This window comes from Chondromyces crocatus (assembly GCF_001189295.1).
GTDB lineage: Bacteria > Myxococcota_A > Polyangia > Polyangiales > Polyangiaceae > Chondromyces > Chondromyces crocatus.
On the sequence record NZ_CP012159.1, the window covers coordinates 4,568,996 to 4,587,959 of the forward strand.

Annotated in this window: 12 protein-coding genes and 1 pseudogene; 8 read left to right on the top strand and 5 right to left on the bottom strand. The window is 68.0% G+C overall.

Annotation, left to right across the window (positions count from 1 at the left end; genetic code table 11):
- Positions 1-72: 72 nt before the first annotated feature.
- From CMC5_RS16895 to CMC5_RS16905, 3 genes are all read left to right on the top strand, one after another.
- Positions 73-648, top strand: coding sequence for a hypothetical protein (locus CMC5_RS16895; RefSeq protein ID WP_156338656.1), 576 nt, complete (start codon positions 73-75; stop codon positions 646-648).
- 159 nt (positions 649-807) lie between these two features.
- Complete coding sequence (locus CMC5_RS16900) at positions 808-1,833, top strand: NAD-dependent epimerase/dehydratase family protein (protein ID WP_050431406.1); 1,026 nt, start codon at positions 808-810, stop codon at positions 1,831-1,833.
- A complete protein-coding gene (locus CMC5_RS16905; protein WP_050431407.1) occupies positions 1,830-3,344 on the top strand; it encodes a phenylacetate--CoA ligase family protein in 1,515 nt (504 codons plus the stop codon). The genes CMC5_RS16900 and CMC5_RS16905 overlap by 4 nt, the downstream gene beginning before the upstream one ends.
- Positions 3,345-3,425: 81 nt before the next feature.
- Here CMC5_RS16905 and CMC5_RS45910 read toward each other — a convergent pair whose 3' ends face one another.
- Positions 3,426-4,079 (bottom strand): pyroglutamyl-peptidase I, encoded by a 654-nt coding sequence (locus tag CMC5_RS45910; RefSeq protein ID WP_050431408.1) that lies wholly within the window; start codon positions 4,077-4,079, stop codon positions 3,426-3,428.
- A 165-nt stretch (positions 4,080-4,244) separates the two neighbouring features.
- On the opposite strand from CMC5_RS45910, the gene CMC5_RS45915 reads away from it, so the two are divergent.
- The 3 genes from CMC5_RS45915 to CMC5_RS16925 all read left to right on the top strand — a co-directional run bounded on the left by CMC5_RS45915 (position 4,245) and on the right by CMC5_RS16925 (position 9,157).
- Positions 4,245-5,456 (top strand): vWA domain-containing protein, encoded by a 1,212-nt coding sequence (locus CMC5_RS45915; protein ID WP_169796562.1) that lies wholly within the window; start codon positions 4,245-4,247, stop codon positions 5,454-5,456.
- Between the two features lie 11 nt (positions 5,457-5,467).
- Positions 5,468-7,183, top strand: coding sequence for a hypothetical protein (locus CMC5_RS44625; RefSeq protein WP_156338658.1), 1,716 nt, complete (start codon positions 5,468-5,470; stop codon positions 7,181-7,183).
- Between the two features lie 234 nt (positions 7,184-7,417).
- On the top strand, positions 7,418-9,157 hold the full coding sequence (locus CMC5_RS16925; RefSeq protein WP_156338659.1) for an NHL repeat-containing protein: 1,740 nt from the start codon (positions 7,418-7,420) through the stop codon (positions 9,155-9,157).
- Between the two features lie 1,483 nt (positions 9,158-10,640).
- Here CMC5_RS16925 and CMC5_RS16930 read toward each other — a convergent pair.
- On the bottom strand, positions 10,641-12,965 hold the full coding sequence (locus CMC5_RS16930; RefSeq protein WP_050431412.1) for a hypothetical protein: 2,325 nt from the start codon (positions 12,963-12,965) through the stop codon (positions 10,641-10,643).
- 137 nt (positions 12,966-13,102) lie between these two features.
- Here CMC5_RS16930 and CMC5_RS41620 point away from each other — a divergent pair, with 137 nt between their 5' ends.
- Positions 13,103-13,348, top strand: coding sequence for a Sec-independent protein translocase subunit TatA/TatB (locus CMC5_RS41620; RefSeq protein ID WP_082362555.1), 246 nt, complete (start codon positions 13,103-13,105; stop codon positions 13,346-13,348).
- Between the two features lie 114 nt (positions 13,349-13,462).
- On the opposite strand, the gene CMC5_RS16940 is transcribed toward CMC5_RS41620, so the two are convergent.
- Positions 13,463-14,824 (bottom strand): cytochrome P450, encoded by a 1,362-nt coding sequence (locus tag CMC5_RS16940; RefSeq protein WP_050431413.1) that lies wholly within the window; start codon positions 14,822-14,824, stop codon positions 13,463-13,465.
- 9 nt (positions 14,825-14,833) lie between these two features.
- Entirely contained in the window at positions 14,834-16,435 is a 1,602-nt protein-coding gene (locus CMC5_RS16945) for a serine/threonine-protein kinase (RefSeq protein WP_050431414.1), read from the bottom strand.
- Positions 16,436-16,566: 131 nt separating this feature from the next.
- Between CMC5_RS16945 and CMC5_RS16950 the strand changes: the two genes are divergently transcribed.
- Complete coding sequence (locus CMC5_RS16950; RefSeq protein WP_050431415.1) at positions 16,567-17,403, top strand: NAD-dependent epimerase/dehydratase family protein; 837 nt, start codon at positions 16,567-16,569, stop codon at positions 17,401-17,403.
- Between the two features lie 473 nt (positions 17,404-17,876).
- Here CMC5_RS16950 and obgE read toward each other — a convergent pair.
- A pseudogene (gene obgE / locus CMC5_RS16955) lies at positions 17,877-18,947 on the bottom strand (GTPase ObgE); the annotation flags it as partial.
- Positions 18,948-18,964: the final 17 nt, after the last annotated feature.

Sequence of the window (18,964 nt, forward strand, 5' to 3'; positions counted from 1 at the left end):
GCGCTGGACGACCATGCGAGCCTTGCGTGCATGGATCCAGCTCATGCCACTCGTCACACGCTTTTTTTTACCATGCTCGCCGCCGCCCTCGCCGCATGCGGTAACGACTCCCGATCCGCTGACCTGGGGGGAGCGCGTGACGACACCAGGTCTGCCGCCACGGCGAACCCCTCCTCGACGGTGACTGCGGCGACGATTGGCGCGACGCCCACCGGGACGACGCAGACGCCGACCCTTCCCGCGAGCGCGACGCCCGCCACCGCCGACGCCGCTGGCCCCAAGGGCCGCTCCCCCGTGCCCAAGCCGGAAGAGTTCGCCACCGTCCCCGAGGTCACCGTCATCGGCTCCAGCGCGCTCAACTGCGAGACCAAGATGGTCCGTGAGTGGCTCCGGATCTCGTGCCGGGGCCAGACCAAGGCCGGCAGCAAACCCGTGGACGTCATCCGAAGCCGGAGCGGAAAGGATGTCCACCTGTTCGTCGACACGGACCTCCTGAGCCTCGTCTTCCCCTTCGAACCGGGAACGGACGTCGCCGCCACCTTCATGTGGTCCGGCGAGAGCCACCTCTTCACCTCCGAGTGGCCGCGTGGCGCCCCCAAACCAACGCGCATGGGCATCTTCGAACGCGTCGGCGCTCCCAAACCCTGATCCCGCCCGTCCCCCTGGGGTGACCCTTCCTCGGCCCGTCCCCCTGCATCGCCCGTCCCCGACCGTACCCCCCGCATCGCCCGTCCCCGACCCGTGTCCCGCCGTCCCCGACCCGTGCCCCCCGTACCGGACCGCGACGCCGCGCGCTAAGTTCGCCCCATGCGCGTCCTCGTCCTCGGTGGGACCCGGTTCATCGGCTACTTCCTCGTCCAGCGCCTCCTCGCCGCCGGCCACGACGTCACCCTCTTCAACCGCGGCCTCACGCCCGACCCCTTCGGCGCGCGCGTCACCCGCCTCCACGGCGACCGCCACCGCGAAGGCCTCGCCGCCCGCCTCGGCGGCCGTGATTTCGACGCCGTCGTCGACTTCCTCGCCTTCGACGAGCCCGACGCCCGCGGCGCCATCCAGGCCCTCCGCGACCACGTCGGCCACTACATCATGGTCAGCACCGGCCAGGTCTACCTCGTCCGCGAAGCCTGCCCCTTGCCCGCCACCGAGGCCGACTACGAAGGCCCCCTCCGCCCTCCGCCCACCGACGACGACGACAAGCTCAGTTACGACTACGGCATCCACAAGCGCGCTTGCGAAGACACCTTCGCCGCCGCCTGGACCGCCGAGCGCTTCCCCGTCACCCGCCTGCGCATCCCCATGGTCGAAGGCCCTCGCGACCCCCAGCGCCGCGTCGACCAGTACCTCGCCCGCCTCCTCGACGGCGGCCCCTTGCTCCTCCCCACCACCGACATCGCCTCGAACGCCGTGCGCCACGTCTACGTCATCGACGTCGTCGACGCCCTCCTCGCCCTCCTCGAACGCCCCGAGACCACCCGCGGCGAGGCGTACAACGTCTGCCAGCAAGAAGCGCTCACCCTCCCCGAGTACCTCACCCTCCTCGCCCAGGCCGCTGGCGCTCCACCCCCGCGCCTCGTCCCCGTCCCTCGCCGCACCCTCACCGGCGCCGGCCTCGACCCCCAGCAGCTCTCCCCCTTCAGCAGCAGCTGGATGTCCATCATCGACCCCACCCGCGCCATCACCACCCTCGGCTTCCGCCCGCGCCCCCTCGAACGCACCCTCGAGATCCTCGCCACCACCTACCTCGCCAACCAACCCGCTGAACCCTTGCCCGGCCTCGACCGCCGCGCCGACGAGCTCGCCCTCGCCACACACCACGCCGGAGCTGCCTCGTGAACAAAGCCCAGCGCCAGCGCACCCTCGCCGCCTTCAACCACTTCTTCGCGACCCCCCTCGACGAAGCCCTCGCCCGACACCGCGACGTCGACCCCGCCGCCCTCGCCCTCGCCCTCTTCCAGGAAGTCGCCGCCTCGGTCCCTGCCTACGGCCGCTTCCTCACCGAGCGCGGCCTCCAGGCCACCACCGTGCAGACCCCCGACGCCTTCCGCGTCCTCCCCGTGCTCACCAAGCAGAGCTACATCCTGCAGAACCCCCTCGACGACCTCTGCCGCGGTGGCCGCCTCGAAGACTGCGACATGGTCGCCGTCTCCTCCGGCTCCACCGGCCGCCCCACCTTCTGGCCCCGCTTCGTCACCGACGAACTCTCCGTCGCCCGCCGCTTCGAGCAAGTCTTCCACGACGCCTTCGAAGCCGACCGCCGCCGCACCCTCGCCGTCATCTGCTTCGCCCTCGGCACCTGGGTCGGCGGCATGTACACCACCGCCGCCTGCCGCCACCTCGCTGCCAAGGGCTACCCCATCACCGTCATCACCCCTGGCAACAACAAGGAAGAAATCTTCCGCGCCGTCCTCGAGCTCGGCCCCGCCTTCGACCAGGTGGTCCTCCTCGGCTACCCCCCCTTCCTCAAGGACATCATCGACACCGGCCGCGTCCGCGGCGTCGACTGGACCCCCTTCCACCTCAAGCTCGTCTTCGCCGGCGAAGTCTTCAGCGAAGAGTGGCGCACCCTCGTCCTCGAACGCGCCGGCGCCACCGACCCCTGCCGCGACTCCGCCTCCCTCTACGGCACCGCCGACGCTGGCGTCCTCGGCAACGAGACCCCACTCAGCATCACCATCCGCCGCTACCTCGCCCGCCACCCCGACGCCGCCCGCGAACTCTTCGGCCAGGACCGCCTCCCCACCCTCGTCCAGTACGACCCATGCGCCCGCTACTTCGAGGCCATCGACGGCGCCCTCGTCTTCACCGGCGACAGCGGCGTCCCCCTCGTCCGCTACGCCATCCTCGACCAGGGCGGCGTCATCCCCCACGACACCATGCTCTCCTTCCTCGCCCGCCGCAGCTTCCACCCCCTGGTCAGCCTCGGCGACGCCCGCGGCCTGCGCGATCTCCCCTTCGCCTACGTATTCGGCCGCGCCGACTTCACCGTCTCCCACTTCGGCGCCAACGTGTACCCCGAGAACATCGCCGTCGGCCTCGAACAGCCCGCAGTCGCCGAGCACGTCACCGGCAAGTTCGTCATGGAAGTCCACGAAGCCGAGGACCACGACACCGTCCTCACGATCCGCGTCGAGCTGGCTCCAGGTGAAGAAGCCAGCGACCCCCTCGCCACCTCGATCACCACCGCCATCCAGACCGAGCTTCTCCGCCTCAACAGCGAGTACCGCAACTACGTCCCCCCCGACCGCCAGACCCCGCGCATCCTCCTGCTCCCCGCCGGCGACCCGAGCTACTTCCCCGTCGGCGTGAAGCACCGCTACACCCGCAAGCCCACCCCACCGGCCTGAGCGAAGCAGCGCGCGAACTGCGCTGCCGCCCTCCTGCTCCGCTCTCCCGCTCCGCGCTCATGACCCGTCACACGCAGCCCTTCATCCCCGACTGGCTCGCGCTGTGCTGCACGCCGCCTCCGCCAGCTCCTCCAGCGTCACGCCCAGCGCAGCCACCACGGCCGCCTCCACATGCGCCTGCGTGATCTGCGACGGCACGAACGCATCGCTCGGCACATGGAGAAATCCCGCCCGCTCCACCGACGGAACCTCCCCCGCCGCGCACGCCGAGAGCAGCGCAAAGAACACCTGGTTGCAGAGAAACCCGCCCGCATCCTCGCTCGGCTCCACCGGCACCCCCAGCGCGTTCAGCGCCTGCTCGATGCGCTCCACTGGCAACCGCGACGCCAGCCGCACCGAAGCCTGCTCCCGCACCTGCGCCGGCCGTTTCCCCGCATTGTCCAGCCGATCGCGGCACACATCATCCGCGAACCGCTCCACCCGGAACGTCCCTTGCGCCATCCCGAGACACAGCACGATCGCGGGCCCCACCTCCCGCACCGCTTCGAGCAACGCGCTCCCAGCGACCTCCCAGACCACCGGCAACACCCGGCTCGTGATCTGCGCGCTCCACCCAGCCTCCCCATCTTCCCTGCGCAGCTCCCGCCCCTCCAGTGCCCGCGCCGCATCCCCACTCGGATTGCGCAGCGCGCCGTCGAACGGCTCGAACCCCGTGACCAGGATGCGCGTGATCATCGCTAACCCCATGCAATCACACGGCCCCCCTGTAGAACACGCTCCCGCGTTGGCGGCAGCGCCACGCGACAGCGCTGGCGGAGGGATCCACACGTGCTGTTCCGTCACCCAGCCCGAGGCGTGCGGTTCCCGAGAATGCGGGGGTGCGATACTATTTCCTGCGAGATGAGCCGCCCGCCCGTAATTACGCTTCTCGCTGGTCTGTCGATCGTCTCTCTCTCTGCCCTTGGCATGGGAGCGTGTTCGGCGGCGTCCGACAACCCTGACAACCCGAACAACCCGACCGGCGCCGGCGCCGGCAACCCGACCAGCTCCAGCACCGAGAGCGGCGTGATCGACAACCCGGGCAGCTCCACCTTCGGTGGCGAGAGCTGCGGCTCGTCGACCTTCGGCAACCTGGTGCCCGCGAGCATCCTGGTGCTGCTCGACAAGTCGGGGAGCATGTCCGGCGGCGACGGGAAGCCCAACATGTGGAACCCCACCCGTCAGGCCCTCAACGCGATGATGAACGCGGCTGACCCGGACCTGAACATGGGCCTGCTGCCGTTTCCCGCGGGAAACTACAATGATACCAATGCGGCCTTGTGCGTTATCAACCAGAATGCACCCGGCTGTGCGGAGCTGCTCGCCGACGGCGGCTGCAAGGATGTCGCCATGAATCCAGCAGTGCATGTAGCGCCGCTCAGTATCAGCAAGCCACAGATCTCGTCCTGGCTTGCTGCCAACTCCCCCAGAGGCAACACCCCTACATTCGAAGCACTTCAGCGTGCCTATCAGATGATGCGCAATGTCAATGCGTTCGGTGAACGGTACGTGCTTTTGATGACGGATGGTAAGCCGACCATTTATGAGCCACTCTTCCCTCAGTTCAATCTCGAATGTAGAACGCAAGCTGATATCGCGGCAGAAGCGCTGGCAGGCGCCAGTGGCTCACCCCCGGTGAAGACCTTCGTGATCGGTGCGCCGGGCAGTGAAGATGCTGGCGGTCTCCTCTCTCAGCTGGCCATCAATGGCCAGACGCAGCGCTCGCCAACGTGCAGCGTCGGTGCCAAGGATTGTCATTATCAGATCGGGAGCGCGAACTTTCAGTCTGAACTCGAAGCTGTCCTCAATGAGATCTCCGGGAAAATATCAGACTGTGTCTTCGCCATCCCACAAGGAACGGACGAGGTCGATCCGACGCTGGTCAACGTTGTCGTAGAGACGTCGGCTGGCACCGATGAGACGTACCGAGACACCACGCATCAGGACGGCTGGGATTACACGGACGCCAGCGAGACCAAGATCAGACTCTACGGTCCTGCTTGTGAGGCCTACCAGGCTGAGGAGGGCGCCCGCGTGAACATCATCCTCGGGTGCAAAACGGTCATCAGGTAGCCTCGCCGTCTATGCCTGTTCGCTGGCTTGCGCGTCGCATCGCGACACCGTTCGCCCTGATGCTCCTGGTCGGTGGGTGTGGCTTGCTCCTCAGTCTCGACGACTTTTCGGATGCACCAGCGGGCAGTGCGGGGGCGGGGCAGGGCAACTGCCAGGACGAGACACTGAACGGCGACGAGACGGACGTCGACTGCGGAGGCAGTTGCCCTGCTGGTTGCGCCGCAGGGCAGGCCTGTCGCATCTCCGACGACTGTCGGGGCGGGGATTGTGTAGAGAGCCGATGTCAGCCAACCTGCTCTGACGGCGAGCGGAATGGTGACGAGACCGATGTCGACTGTGGTGGTGGAGTCTGCCCAGCGTGCGCCACAGGCCTGCACTGCACGTCGGACCGCGACTGCGTATCCGGCCTCTGCGATGGCGTGATCTGTTCCGAGAGCATCGTCTGGGCTCGAACCCTCGGCACCCCGGTCGCGGCGCTTCGAGCCATCGCGAGCAACGACGTGGGCTCCGTCCTGTTGCACGGGAGCTTCGGCGGAACGGTGGATTTCGGCGGGCAGTCGATGAATTCGGCGGGCTACGTCGATCTATTTGTGGCCAAGCTCAATCCACTAGGAGAGCACCTCTGGAGTAAACGCTTCGGTGATGACGGAATAGATTTTGCGACATCAATACGCATAGCAGCAGACGATTCCATCGTGTGTGCCGGGTACTCTAATGGGAGCATCAATTTCGGTGGCGGCGCGTTGCCCAGCGGTGATGGCTTCGATATCTATCTGGCCAAGCTCGCTTTCAGTGGAGGTCATCTGTGGAGCAAACGCTTCGGTGCATCGTCCCTGACCCGCCAAGAGTTTCCTACCGATCTCCAGGTCGACTCCCAGGGAAATGTCTACCTGAGCGGCGCGTATCAAGAGCCGTTCAGCTTTGGTGGGGCCAACCTACCCGGTGGTAGCAGTTCTTCTTCTGGCGTCTTCCTCGTCAAGCTGGACGCTTCCGGTGGGCACATGTGGAGCCGCGGCTTTCTGGACACTGGTGTGATGGATTGGTCTTTCATCGATATCGATGTCTCCGGAAATGTGATCATGGCCGGTGGGTTCCAGAGTTCCATCAACTTCGGGGGTGGTGTGCTCACGAGCGCAGGCGAAAGTGACGTCTTCCTCGTGAAGCTCAATGCCTCTGGGAGCCATGTCTGGAGCCATCGTTTTGGCGATGCTGCAATGCAATCCGTCACGGCGATTGCCGTCGATGCTCAGGGGGATGTGGTTCTCGTCGGCAGATTCAAGGGGACCATCGACTTCGGGGGAGGACCGCTGAGCGCCAGCGGGAACAGCGACATCTTCGTCGCCAAGCTCGATCGCCACGGCGAGCATGTCTGGAGTAAGCGATTCGATGATGACAATACTACCGCGACGGGGGTCCGAGTGGCCGTGTCCCCCGCTGGCCATGTTTTCGTCGCCGGCTCGTTCTCGGGCCTGACCGACCTCGGTGGCGGGGTCATCAGCAGCGCTGGGGGAACGGATGTCTTCGTGCTCGAACTGACCGCGGATGGTGGGTACCGTAGGAGTCACCACTTCGGTGGATCGGGAGATCAAAATCTCACGGCCCTCGCTCTCTCCGGGGGGCATCTGGTCCTTGGCGGGAGCTTCAAGGAGAGCATCGACTTTGGCTCAGGTCCGATCGCGGCTGCGGGCGAGTACGACGTCTTCTTGGCGAAGCTGCGCGCGCCCTGAGTCCAGCGCCGCTCTCGTCTGCATCCGTCTCGATCGGCGGCCGACGTGACCCCCGTCGTCTGGAGACGGGAGGTAGGGGCAGGACGACACGATTCGCGAGACCATGCAGCGCGGCCATCTCGCCACGTCGGAGCGCGCGAAAGCAAGCTCAGGCTTCGAGCTCAAGCCCGCGATACATCCCAGGTGGATGCGTCTTCAAAAGCTCATCCTCCTCGGGTGCAAGACCGTCCTCGGATGGCCTCGCACGACATGGCCGTTCGCTGGTTTGCACGTCGCATCGCGCCTCCCTTTGCTCTGACGCTGCTGGTCGGCGGGTGTGGCTTGCTCCTCGGTCTGGATGATTTTTCGGACGCACCAGCGGGCGGTGAGGGGGCAGGAACCGGGCAGGGGAGCTGCGAGGACGAGGAGCTGAACGGCGACGAGACGGACGTCGACTGCGGCGGCAGTTGCCCTGCTGGATGCGCCGCAGGGCAGGCCTGTCGCATCGCCGACGACTGTCGGGGTGGGACCTGTGGGGAGGCGCGCTGCCAGCCGACTTGCTCGGATGACGAGCGCAATGGCGGCGAAACGGACATCGACTGTGGCGGTGAGACCTGTCCTGCGTGTGCCACGAACCTGCATTGCGCTACGGATGGCGATTGCGTGTCCGGTCTCTGTGATGGCGTGACCTGTCTGGAGAGCGTCGTCTGGGCCAGAAACCTCGGTAGTACCGATCGCATCGGCGTTCGAGGGATTGCGCTCAACGAGGTGGGCTCCGTCCTGCTGCACGGGATGTTCGGTGGGACCGTGAGTTTCGGAGGGCAGCCTCTGAATTCGGGAGACTACATCGACCTGTTCGTGGCCAAGCTCAATCCTGCAGGCGAGCATCTCTGGAGCAAGGGCTTCGGTGATGACGACATTGAATTTGCGTCGGCAATACGAGTGTCGACGGACGACTCCGTCGTGCTCACGGGCTACTTTGATGGAAGCGTCGACTTCGGTGGCGGAGCGCTCCCCAGTGGCGATGGTGTTGATATCTATCTGGCCAAGCTCTCTCCCAGCGGAACGCATCTGTGGAGCAAGCGCTTTGGTGCGTCATCCTCGACCCGCCAGGAAATACCCAGCGACCTTCGGGTCGACGCCCAGGGGAACGTTTACGTGAGCGGTGGGTATCAGGAGCCGTTCAATTTTGGCGGGGCGACCCTGCCAGGGGGCGGCAGCACCTCTTCGGGCGTCTTCATCGCCAAGCTGGATGCCGCTGGTGTGCATGTGTGGAGCCGCGGCTATCTCGACACTGGCGTGATGGATTTTCCCCTCATCGACATCGATGGCACCGGGAATGTGTTCATGGCCGGTGTGCTCCAGAGTTCCATCAACTTCGGGGGCGGCGCTCTCATGAGCGCAGGCGGAAACGACGTCTACCTCGTGAAGCTCAATGCTTCTGGTAGTCACGTCTGGAGTCACCGTGTTGGTGATGCTGCAATGCAAACCGTCACCGGGGTGGCCGCCGATGCTCAGGGTGATGTGGTTCTCGTCGGGCGATTCAAGGGGACCATCGATTTCGGTGGTGGAACGCTCAGCGCCAGCGGGAACAGCGATATCTTCGTCGCCAAGCTCGATCGCCATGGCGATCACGTCTGGAGCAAGCGATTCGATGATGACAACACCACCGCGACGGGGGTCCGGGTGGCCGTGTCCCCCATTGGCCATGTCTTCGTCGCCAGCTCCTTCTCGGGTCTGACCGACCTCGGTGGGGGCGTCATGAGCAGCGCCGGGGGAACGGACGTCTTCGTGCTCGAACTGACCGCGGCGGGGGAGTACCACCGCAGCCGCCGCTTCGGTGGGCCTGGGGATCAGGACCTCATGGCGATCGCCCTCTCGGGAGGGCATCTGGTCCTCGGAGGCCAGTTCAAGGAGAGCGTCGACTTCGGGGCGGGCCCGATCGCGGCCTCGGGCGAGCAAGACGTCTTCCTGGCGAAGCTGCGCGCGCCCTGAGCCGACCTCGGCACGCCAGCTCTCCCACCCGGAGTCCACCTTCTCACCCCCTTTGAGCCCATCCGCGAGGCGCTCGGCGAGCGACACGCCACGTGAAGAGAACCTGACTGGAGCGGCCACCACGGCCGCCGCCTCCTCGTGGCGGCTCACGGCCCAGCAGCCACCGGGGTCGACCCGACAGATGGGCGAATCGTGTCGCAGCGCGGCGTGGAACGGGAAGGGATCGAGGGCGACTTCAGGGGAGAGGAGATGGAGGTGAACGTCGCTCCTCTTCACGAGGCCACGCGCCGGTGGGCCACCGAGCGACTTCCTGACGACCCGCCGTGTTGGCGATGGGCTTCACCGCCTGATCGGGAGAGGCGCCGTCGAAGGCTCTGGGCTGGTCGCCCTGGCGGGGTTTCCGGCAAGCGCATGGCGTTTTCGATCCATCGCCATCCACCTGGGGTTGCGTGGAAGGGGGAGGCTGGCACGTGAATTGGAAGGGGCGAGCGTCGAACGGGAACCGACGAGCGTCGAATGACGATCGACGATCGTTGAACGGGGATCGACGAGCGTCGAACCAGGACCGACGATCGTTGAATGGGGGAAGGACAATCCGTGAATGGCAAAGGGTGATACGCGAGCGGAAGCGAGAGCGGAGATGGCTGAACGACCGGCACGTGAACGGCGGAGGACGATCGTCGAACGGCGAAGGCTGGCACGTGAACAGAGATCGACGAGCGTCGAACGGGGACCGACGAACGGTGATTGGGGAAGGACGAGCGTCGAACGGGGATCGACGAACGGTGATTGGGGAAGGACGAGCGTCGAACGGGGATCGACGAACGGTGATGGGAGAAGGGTGACACGTTGACGGACCAACGAACGGTGGTTGGCGAATGACTGTCACGTGAACGGGGACCGACGAACGGTGATTGGGGAAGGACGATCGTCGAACGGGGACCGACGAACGGTGATTGGGGAAGGACGAGCGTCGAACGGGGATCGACGTTCGTCGAATGGGGATCGACGATCAGGGATCGCCGACCGCTGGTACGAGATCGGCGAAGAACGATTTGTGAGCAGCCAAGACGCCCGAAGGGTGGGCATGGCCCGGTGCGGTGAGCGCGATGGCTTCTGATGGAACTCAGCGCGCGCTCACGCGACGTCTCGCTGGTGTGGAGACGTGCCCTACGTCGACTGAGACGATCACGATCTCGAACAGTTCCACGTGGCGAGGGAAGGAGATGGCCGCAGGACCGTCCACCATGCCCTGGCCAAGCTCAGGTCACGCCCGGGTCACGCGAGAGGTGCATGTTGCAGCAACTCTGCAATCCGTCGTTGCCCAGGTGGGAAACTGCTTACAGAGGACGAAATCTCATCTCCAGAACTCTCCCATCTCGCGGGAGGCTGCCCGATCTCACCTCGGCTCGCGTCCTCACTCGCGGGGAGCAGCCTGATCTCGCGCAGGGAGCAGCCTGATCTCGCCTTGGCTTCTCGTTCCTCACGCCCCTGGCCGCCCGAACCACGCCAGCAGCGGCTCCCGGTAGTGGTACGCCGCCGCCACCAGCGCGGCGAGCAGCGTGAGGCCCAGGATCATCAGCAGCCGGTACGTCTTCCCGTGCTGATCGGCCACCCGGTCCGGCAGGAACCCCGGGCGCCGCACGCTGCCGGCGGGCAGGGGAGGCACGCGGGTGAAGCGGTGGCTCAGCTTCCGGCGCAGGTAGATCCGGTCGTTGAAGGCCCAGCCGGAGGCTTCGAGGAGGGTCGCGACGTCACGGCGGCGGAGCTTCAGCCAGCCGATCATCGCGGACAGGGACATGATGCCGAGCACGACGCTCGCCAGCGTGAAGAGGACGTTGCGGGCGCCGGTGTTGGACAGCGACTGCAGCACGAACGCTGCCGAGGAGCCGATCGCGGCGAACGCAACGCCGCCGCCCACGAGCATCGCGGGGAGGCCGCCGCCCAGGCCGGGTGCCCCGGGGGCGGCAGGGGCTGCGGTGGGCGCTGCTGCTGGCGGTGGCGGTGGCGCCGGAGGTGGGGCAGCGCCGCCCGGGAGGGGCGCGGCGCCGGCGGCGTTCGTGACCTGGGCGCCGGCCTTCTCGGTGGTCTCTTTTTCGAGGGCTTCGAGGCGGCTGCCGAGCAGCTTCTCGACGCGCTCGGTGACGAACGTGCGCAGCCGGACGAAGGGCGCGATGGCGGCCTCCCAGACGGAGATCGGCTCGGAGATGAGGTCGAGCACGCGCGCGTCCCACTCCTTCGCGTCGCGGTCGTAGAACACGCCGCGCTTGTGGACGTCGATGCCGCGGCGGGTCCCGGAGGTGATGCCGGCGGCGATGACCTGCTGCTTGAGGTTGCCGTCGTCCTTGCGGTCCAGCTCCACGTAGACGACGAAGATGTGGCTCTTGTCGGCGAGCTTCTTGTGCGCGGCGCGGTCGGGGACGCGCACGCAGAGGTTGATCTCGCGGCCATCGAGGACGAGGGTGCCCGCCTCGAAGAGGGCGCGTTCGCCGGTCCGGAAGAGCGAGGGGAAGCTGACCATGTTGTTGGCCAGCTCCAGGATCCAGCGCTGGAGCAAGGCGAGCTTCTCCAGGTCGGAGAGGGCGAGCAGCTCGACGGAGGCCTTGCGATCTTCGAGGATGTGCTCGCGGAGGTTGCCAGGGGCCGCGCCGTCGAGGAGGGTGCGGAGGGCGGCGAGGTCGGGGACGCCAGGCAGGTCTTCGGGCTTGCGGGCGCGCCAGGCGCGGTACGGTTCGAGCTGGGCGCGGACGCGTTCCCATTCGGCGCGGTCGAGGCGATGTGCCGGGTCGGCGAGGCCGAGGGCGCGGGGGAGGACCTCGGTGGCGAGGCGGCGCGCGAGGTCGGCGAACATGGGGTTGATCGTGGCGTCGAGGTCGAGCACGCCTTCGCGGTTGGGCTGGGCGAGGGCGGCGCCGGACAGCCAGGTGCGGATGGCCGCGGGATCGCGGGCGTCGACGGAGGCGAGCGCCCTGCGGGTCACGGCGAGGTGGTGCTCGGCAGCGCTGCCCTGGGTGAGCAGGTCGCACTGCGCGAAGAACTGATCGAGCTTGGTGGCGAGGGCGTCGACGATCTCGAAGAGGCGCGGTGTGTCGTCGCCGAACGGCATGATCGCGGTCGAGGTGCTGGCAGGATCGACGCGCGCTTCGTCGGCCCAGTCGAGGAGCGCGCGGGCGCGCTGGAGGAAGGTGTCGAGGGTGGCCTCGTCGGCGCCCGCCTCGCCGCACGAGTCGGGGACGCCGCCGGTGGCCTTCACGATCAGGGTGGCCAGCTCGGCGAGCTCGGGATCGTCGAGCTGGGAGGGGGCGACGGAGCCGTCGCCGTTGGGGAACTTCTTCTTGTAGCTCTCGCGGAAGGCGCGGATCTCGGCGAGGGTGATGGTCTGGCCTGGGCGCGCGTCGTCGTCGGTGGTTGCGTCGTCGTCTTCGTCTTCGGAGGTGCTCGCGTCGTCGTCGCCGTTCTTGATGTAGCGGCGCACGAGCTGGAGCATGTGCTCCGCGTCCGCGTCGGAGGGGTCGAGATCGTCGAGGTGGACGGTATCGGTGCGCTCGCTGATGCGGTCCTGGTGCTTCAAGCGGGCGCGCAGCCAGTCGTGCGCGTCGAGCAGGTCCTGGACGCGGATGCGGCCGTCTTGATCGCGATCGAGGTAGGTCAGCAGCGCGGGATCGCAGAAGAGCTGATCCACGGGGACGCTGGTGGCGGCCCAGCGTGCCGGAGGGAGATCATGGATGCGGTCGAGATCCTCAGGCGTGGCGATGCGGAGCTGAACGACGCCACGGTAATCGAAGAAAACGAGGGGTTTCGTGCTCACGACGGGCTTGCGTTTCCCATGACGAGCGGCGGCGCGCAACGGTGACGCTGTAGCGTGCAGGGTGATCGGTCGCATTCGCTCGGGGCGATGGCGGTCGCGTTGCCGTGCGGGGCGGTAGGTGATACTTTCCCCACATCATGGGTCGAATCGGGCCGACGGAGATCCTCATCATTGTCGCCATCGCGCTGCTGCTCTTCGGTGGCCGGCGGATCGCCGACATCGGCAAGGGTCTGGGCGAGGGCATCAAGAACTTCAAGAAGGGCATCAGCGATCCCGAGAAGGGAGCGTCCGAGCTGCCTCCTGGAGGCGACGAGACGAAGACGAGTTCGACCTCCACGGCGAACACGACGAACGAGTCGGCGACGACCAGCAAGCCGAGCTGACCGGCCATCCCCTCAGGGCCCCAGCGACCGCTGGAGGCACCTGCCGATGAGGGCGTGGGGCTCGGGAGCCCTCTGCGGGAGGCCACCTCGGAAGAGGCGGCCTCCCGTCGTCGTTCAGGCGGCGTGGGCCGCGGTGGAGCGGGGCGCGCGGCGCTTGAGTACGACGCTGCAGCCGTCCGAGGGGGTGAGGGTGATGTTCCGGCGCACGGCGCGAATGGCGCGGTCGTGGGCGGGGCGCAGGATCGTGCGTGCGAGGACGGTGGCGAGCACCATCTTCATCTCGTGGAGCGCGAACGCCATGCCGATGCAGCGGCGGATGCCTCCACCGAAGGGGAAGAACTCGTAGGGCGAGAACTTCGTGCCGAGGAAGCGGTCGGGGTTGAAGCGATCCGGCTCGGTGTAGACCTCGGGGCGCTTGTGCGCGAGGTAGATGGAGCAGACGGCGCCGACGCCCGCCGGAAGATCCCAGCCGCCCACGCGCACGGGCTTGTCGAGGATGCGGCCGACGAAGGGAAGGACGGGCTGGAGGCGCAGCGTCTCGCGGACGACGGCGTCGAGCAGCTCCAGGCGGGCGATGCGCTCGGGGGTGAAGTGGCCGTCGGCGAGCTCGCGCCGGAGGCGGGCTTCGATGCCAGGGGTGGTGAGGATCCAGTGGAGGGCCCAGGCGAGGCCGGTGGCGGTGGTCTCGTGGCCCGCGACGAGGAGGGTCATGAGTTCGTCGCGGAGCTCTTCGTCGGTGAGGGGCTGGCCCTCTTCGTCGCGCGCTTGCAGCAGCAGGGTGAGGACGTCGTCGCCCTCCAGGCCTTCGGGGCGGGTGGCCTGCTCGGCGCGTCGTCTGCGGATCTGGTCGAGGAGCATGCCGTGGGTCTGGCGCTTGTAGTGAAGGAAGCGTCCCCAGGGGCTCCAGGGGCCGAGGTCACGCTGCATGGCGGGGAGGAGGAGCGGAGGCCACACGGCGATCTCGAGGAGGTTGGTCACGGCCTCGGCGAGGGCGTCGAGGCGGGGGCCTTCTTCGAGGCCGAAGACGGCGCGGAGGATGACGTGCAGGGTGATCTCCTGCATGTAGCCGTGCACGGCGAAGGGGGAGCGGAAGGGGAAGCGATCGATGGCGTCGTGCGCGGCGTCGATCATGATCCGGCCGTACGCGGTCATGCGCTCGCCGTGGAAGGGCGGCAGGAGGAGGCGGCGCTGGCGGAGGTGCTCGCGGCCGTCGAGCATGAGCACGGAGTGGTCGCCGAGGAAGGCGCGCAAGGAGAGGTTGAAGCGGCCAGCGAGCATGGTGTCGCTGTCGCCGGTGAAGATGTCCTTCACGTCGTCGGGGTTGGCGAAGATGGCGACCGGCGGGAGGTTCGGCAGGCGGATGGTGAAGGCCGGGCCGAAGGTGTCGCGGCACTCGGTGAGGAACGGCTGGGGGCGGCGTATCCAGTGGTAGGTGGTGACGAGGGCAGGGGTGCGCGGGCCGGGCGGGAGTGCCATGGCGGCACCTTACCGCACCAGGAAGTACGCGAGGATCGCGAGGCCGACGGTGAGCGATGCCGAGAGGACGCCGAGCAGGAGGAGGAACGAGAGGCTCGGGTGAGGGCCAGAGGTCGGTGGGGCGACCTCTCCCGTCTGGAGGTAGTCGGAGGGGAAGGAGACGGGGGCGCTCGGGTGGATCTTGTTCACGCCCCCTGCGCCGCCGAAGGCGGGGGGGGACCACGAGGCGGGTGAGGGGCCGAGATGCGGTGGGCCCGGGACGGGAGGCGCGTCGAGGCGAGGGCGGGCGGTGGGCAGGGGGAGCATCAGCTCGGTGCCGCCAGGACCCGCAGGGAGGCTCTCGCTGGCAGGGTGACTGGCGCTGCCCGGGGGGAAGCCGCGGGGGGCGCCCTCCGGGGCCTGCGCCTGGGGGCGCGCAGAGGGTCTGGCCATGCGGATGGTGCCGCCCAGGCCTTCGGGGAAGTGATGCGCTGGGGGCGCCGAGGGGCGGCGCTGGATCTGGATGGTGGCCGCTTCGTGGAGGAGGTCGTCGGAGGTGGTGACGTCGTCCTCCTCCAGCGCGTCGTGAAGGGTCTCCGGCTCGATCGAGTCGTCGTCCTGAGGCGCTTGCGAGGGCGCAGGCCAGGCCATGGGCGAGGCTGGCGGCGCGGCGCTCCTGGGGGCGGTGGGCCAGGGGGGCTGACCCGAGATGGCTGCGGGCGAGGCCGGCGGCGCGGCGTTCCTGGGGGCGGTGGGCCAGGGGGGCTGACCCGAGATGGCTGCGGGGGAGGCTGGCTGCGCGAGTGGCTCGAGGAGGGCTGCGAGCTCGGTGGCGGAGCTGATGCGCGCGTCGCGCTGTCGCTGGAGGCAGCGGTCGATGACGGCATGGAACTCGGGACCGACGTTGGGTGCGACCTCGGCGGCAGGGGGGATCCTGCCGTTCACGAGCTGGAGGACGAGCTGAGGGGCGGTGCCGCGGATGGGGCGCTCGCCGGTGAGCATCTCGACGAGGAGGATGCCGACGGACCAGAGATCGCTGCGCGGGTCGAGGTCGGAGGCGGCACGCGCTTGCTCGGGGCTCATGTAGGCCAGGGAGCCGATGGCGGCGCCGGCGACGGTGTGGAGGCCGTCCGAGACCGCGAGGTTCTTGCTGACGCCGAAGTCGAGGATCTTCAGGTGGACGTCGGTCTCGCCGCGCTGGAGGAAGATGTTGGCGGGCTTGAGGTCGCGGTGGATGATCTGCTTCGCGTGCGCGGCGGCGAGGCCGCGGGCGATGTCGCGGGCGAAGCGGGCGGCGAGCGGGGGATCGATGCAGCGCTTTCCCTTCAAGCGCTGGGCGAGGGTCTGGCCCTCGAGCAGCTCCATGACCAGGAAGGGGTCGCCGGCATCGGTGCTCTCGACGTCGAAGAGCTCGACGATGTTCGGGTGATGGAGCTGGCCGCAGGCTCTGGCCTCGCGGAGGAGCCGCTTCTGGAGGTGCTCCTCGGTGTTGCTGAGGAGCTTGAGCGCGACCTGGCGGCCCGTGCTGCCGTTCTCCGCCGCCCACACGGTGCCCATTGCGCCGCTGCCGAGGGGTTTGATCAGTCGGTACTTGCTGCCGATGATCATGTCGGGCGCGAGCGGGGTGGACATGCCTTCGTGAGGGATTATGCGCCGTGTTGCGCGCGGGCCGAAGAAAAGTCATCATGGCGGGTTTTCCAGAGGGCACGCGCTCTCTATGTTGAGGAGGGGGCGTCCGTGATCCTGGAGGGGCCCGTTTCCTCATGCGCCATGTCTCCGCTCCGCTGGTGGTCTTTGGTTGTGGCTTCACGGGCACGGCTGCCGCGGCGATGCGCAGGGCCGAGGGAGGGCGGGTGATCGCGACGACGCGGGACGAAGCGCGGGCCGCCGCGCTGGCGCGGGCGGGGATCGAGGCGCACGTGATTCCGGCGCTGGGCGTGGAGGCGGCGGCGAAGCTCGTGCCCGAAGGCGCCGAGGTGCTGGTGGCCTTTCCTCCGGATCCTGCCGCCGATGCGGCCGTCGCTGCGGCGCTCGAAGGGGCGCGTGCGGTGGTGTACGTGTCATCGACCGCGGTGTACGGGGGGGCGACCGGCAAGGTGGACGAGCTGGTGCCGGTGGATCGTGGGGATGCGCGTGCGGCGGCTCGGCTCGACGCAGAGGCGCACTACCAGCGACGTGGGGCGGTGATCCTGCGGGCCGCCGGCATCTACGGGCCCGGTCGGGGATTGCACCGGCGGCTGATGCGGGGAGAGCACCGGCTGGTGGAGGGAGGGCACAAGGTGGTGTCGCGGATCCACGTGGAGGATCTGGCGAGGTTGGCGCTGGCGTCGCTGGAGCAGGGGCTGCGCGGTGACGTGTTCGTGGTCGGCGACGACGCGCCAGTGCCTCAGGTGGACGTGGTGCGGTGGCTGTGCCAGCGGCTGGGGTTGCCGCTCCCCGTGGAGGTGGAGGCGGGGGCCGTCCACGAGACGCTGCGCCACGATCGGGCGGTGCAGAACGCCCGGATCAAGTCGGCGCTGGGGTTGTCGCTGCAGTATCCGAGCTACCGGGAGGGTTTCGAGGCTTGCTTGGCCCTGGAGGCTGCGCGCGGCACGTATTGAGTCGTCTAGCGCTTCGTGGCCTTGGTTGTGGAGCGCGAGCTGGCCTTGGCAGCCGGTCGCTTCGTGGCCTTGGCAGCCGGTCGCTTCGTGGCCTTGGTCGTGGAGCGCGAGCTGGTCTTGGCAGCCGGTCGCTTCGTGGCCTTGGTCGTGGAGCGCGAGCTGGTCTTGGCAGCCGGTCGCTTCGTGGCCTTGGCCGTCGAGCGAGAGGCCGTCTTGGTCGTGGCCTTGGCTGCGGAGCGCGAAGCGGTCTTGGAGGCAGCCTTGGTCGCCGGCCGCGCCTTGGTCGCCGGCCGCGCCTTGGTCGCCGGCCGCGCCTTGGTCTTGGCAGCCGGTCGCTTCGCGGTCTTGGTCGTCGAGCGTGATGCCGAGGCTTTTGCCGGGGTCGAGGCCGCCTTGGCCTTCGCACGCGGAGGGGCCGCGGTCGATGAGGCCGCTCTGGCAGCAGGCGATGCCACCTCGGTCGCGGAGGCGCCCCCTTCGTCCGAGGACGCGAGCGACGGTTCGGGCTGCGCTCGGGGGACCGCCCGGGGGCTCTTGGCGTTGAGCTTGGCCAGCTCGGCGACCAGCTCCGGGATGCCTTCGTGGGTCGCGGCGCTGACGAGGCGAAGCTTGACGCCTGCTTTGGCGAAGCGGCGCTCGAGGGCAGGGTACGCTTCCCTCACGTCCGGGAGGTCCGCCTTGGAGAGGGCGACGATCTCGGGGCGCTCTGCGAGCTCGGGGCTGAAGCGTTTCAGCTCTTTGCGGAGCGCGCGGTAGTCGGCGAAGGGTTCTCGGTCCTCGCCAGGGTCGAGGGTGATGAGGTGGAGAAGGGCCCTGGAGCGCTCGACGTGCTTGAGAAACTGGATGCCGAGGCCGACGCCCTCGCTCGCGCCAGGGATGAGCCCGGGGATGTCGGCGATGACGAAGTTGGTGCCCCCGGCGCGAGGGCCGCCGCCGACCTCCACCATGCCGAGGATGGGGTTCAACGTGGTGAAGGGGTAGTCGGCGATCTTGGGGCGCGCAGCGGAGACCGAGGAGACGAACGTGCTCTTGCCAACGTTCGGGAAGCCGAGCAGGCCGATGTCCGCAAGGATCTTCAGCTCGAGCTGGAGCTCACGCTTTTCACCCGGTTCGCCTTTTTCCGCGCGGCGTGGTGCCCGGTCGAAGGACGTGGCGAAGTGGATGTTACCCCGGCCACCTCTGCCTCCGTGCGCGACGATCAGTTCTTGCCCGTGCTTGGTGATGTCGGCGATGAGTTCACTCGTCTCGGCGTCGCGTATCTGGGTGCCGAGCGGGATGCGAACGGTGCGATCGGCCCCGGCTCTGCCGTAGCAGTCGCTGCCCTGGCCGTGCTCGCCGCGCTTCGCTTCGATCGTGCGCATGTACGTGAAATCGAGCAGGGTGGACAGTCCCTCGTCCCCGACGAAGATCACGTTCCCGCCGCGTCCGCCGTCTCCGCCCGAGGGGCCTCCGAAGGGGACGAACTTCTCTCGGCGGAACGCGGCCGCGCCGTTCCCGCCGTCTCCGGCAACGACTTTGAGCCGGCACTGGTCGACAAACCGCATCGGCGCGCTCTTATCAT

Coding starts and splice junctions, on each gene's coding strand:
- CMC5_RS16945 (WP_050431414.1), bottom strand. CDS start 16,435: ATGTCCACCCCGCTCGCGCCCGACATGATCATCGGCAGCAAGTACCGA.
- CMC5_RS44625 (WP_156338658.1), top strand. CDS start 5,468: ATGCCTGTTCGCTGGCTTGCGCGTCGCATCGCGACACCGTTCGCCCTG.
- CMC5_RS16950 (WP_050431415.1), top strand. CDS start 16,567: ATGCGCCATGTCTCCGCTCCGCTGGTGGTCTTTGGTTGTGGCTTCACG.
- CMC5_RS16925 (WP_156338659.1), top strand. CDS start 7,418: ATGGCCTCGCACGACATGGCCGTTCGCTGGTTTGCACGTCGCATCGCG.
- CMC5_RS45910 (WP_050431408.1), bottom strand. CDS start 4,079: ATGATCACGCGCATCCTGGTCACGGGGTTCGAGCCGTTCGACGGCGCG.
- CMC5_RS16900 (WP_050431406.1), top strand. CDS start 808: ATGCGCGTCCTCGTCCTCGGTGGGACCCGGTTCATCGGCTACTTCCTC.
- CMC5_RS45915 (WP_169796562.1), top strand. CDS start 4,245: ATGAGCCGCCCGCCCGTAATTACGCTTCTCGCTGGTCTGTCGATCGTC.
- CMC5_RS16895 (WP_156338656.1), top strand. CDS start 73: ATGCTCGCCGCCGCCCTCGCCGCATGCGGTAACGACTCCCGATCCGCT.
- CMC5_RS41620 (WP_082362555.1), top strand. CDS start 13,103: ATGGGTCGAATCGGGCCGACGGAGATCCTCATCATTGTCGCCATCGCG.
- CMC5_RS16940 (WP_050431413.1), bottom strand. CDS start 14,824: ATGGCACTCCCGCCCGGCCCGCGCACCCCTGCCCTCGTCACCACCTAC.